Below are 1,004 nucleotides of genomic sequence, written 5' to 3'. Positions count from 1 at the left end.
CCGCCTTCGCGGATCGCGAAGCGCAGGCCTTCATCCATGGCGACCGGGTTGATCAGGGTGACAACCATCTTCACGTTGTCGCCCGGCATCACCATTTCCACACCTTCCGGCAGTTCGCAAGCGCCGGTGATGTCGGTGGTACGGAAGTAGAACTGCGGACGGTAGCCCTTGAAGAACGGGGTGTGACGGCCGCCTTCATCCTTGGACAGCACGTACACTTCGGCGTCGAAGGTGGTGTGCGGCTTGATCGAACCCGGCTTGGCCAGGACCTGGCCACGCTCGACGTCGTCACGCTTGGTGCCGCGCAGCAGCAGACCGGCGTTGTCGCCTGCCTGACCCTGGTCGAGCAGCTTGCGGAACATTTCCACGCCGGTGACGGTGGTCTTCTGGACCGGACGGATACCGACGATTTCGATTTCTTCGCCGACCTTGATCACGCCGCGCTCGATACGACCGGTGACGACGGTGCCGCGGCCCGAGATCGAGAACACGTCTTCGACCGGCATCAGGAAGGGCTTGTCGATGTCACGTTCCGGGGTCGGGATCCAGCTGTCGAGAGCCTCGACCAGCTTGATCACGGCCGGCACGCCGATCTCGCTCTGGTCGCCTTCCAGCGCCAGGCGGGCCGAACCCGAGATGATCGGGGTGTCATCGCCCGGGAAGTCGTACTTGCTGAGCAGCTCGCGGACTTCCATTTCGACCAGTTCCAGCAGCTCGGCGTCATCGACCATGTCTGCCTTGTTCAGGAAGACGACGATGTACGGCACGCCGACCTGACGCGAGAGCAGGATGTGCTCACGGGTCTGCGGCATCGGGCCGTCAGCAGCCGAACAGACCAGGATCGCGCCGTCCATCTGGGCAGCACCGGTGATCATGTTCTTGACGTAGTCAGCATGGCCCGGGCAATCGACGTGGGCGTAATGACGTTCGGTGGATTCGTATTCGACGTGTGCGGTCGAGATCGTGATGCCACGTGCCTTTTCTTCCGGCGCGGCGTCGATCGA

The 1,004-nt window shown here is 62.8% G+C and carries 1 protein-coding gene; it reads right to left on the bottom strand.

Features of this window, described 5'->3' with window-relative positions:
• The coding region (gene tuf / locus ABE463_RS18620; RefSeq protein WP_346469143.1) for an elongation factor Tu at positions 1 to 1,004 on the bottom strand (1,004 nt) is incomplete at both ends.

It is taken from the genome of Stenotrophomonas sp. TWI819 (assembly GCF_039673075.1).
In the GTDB taxonomy this organism is placed as follows: Bacteria; Pseudomonadota; Gammaproteobacteria; order Xanthomonadales; family Xanthomonadaceae; genus Stenotrophomonas; species Stenotrophomonas rhizophila_B.
This window is presented reverse-complemented; position numbering and strand designations above follow the sequence as displayed.